Genomic DNA, 453 nt, shown 5'->3' with positions numbered 1-453 from the left:
CTTCATAAGATTTACCGAATTTACCATCATTAAATTCAGAATCTTCATCTTTAACAACTTTAGCTGCATCATAATCAATTTCAGGTAATTTACCTTCGTAGAATAATGATTGAATTTGTTCAGCAACTAATGTTTCTTCTGTTAATAATGTTTCAGCAATTAAAATTAATTGTTCTTTGTGCTCTAATAAAATTTGTTTACAACGTTCGTATTGTTCTTTAACGATTCGTTGAACTTCTTTATCAATTTCATATGCGATTTGGCTTGAATAATTAGGCTCACCTTGCATATCTTTACCTAAGAATACTTGACCATTGCTATGACCGAACTGTAATGGTCCTAATTTTTTACTCATACCATATTGCGTAACCATTGAGCGTGCGATTTGTGTTGCACGTTCGAAGTCATTTGAAGCACCTGTTGATACTTCGTTAAAGTTAATATCTTCTGATA

Annotated in this window: 1 pseudogene; it reads right to left on the bottom strand. The window is 31.6% G+C overall.

The window, feature by feature from the left end:
• Positions 1 to 453 (bottom strand): annotated as a pseudogene (locus tag GVJ63_RS21940) (cell division protein FtsH); the annotation flags it as partial.

It is taken from the genome of Pantoea sp. 18059 (assembly GCF_902706165.1).
Lineage (GTDB): Bacteria > Pseudomonadota > Gammaproteobacteria > Enterobacterales > Enterobacteriaceae > Pantoea > Pantoea agglomerans.
The sequence above is the reverse complement of the archived record's forward strand: the minus strand, read 5'-3'. Positions and strand labels throughout refer to the sequence as shown.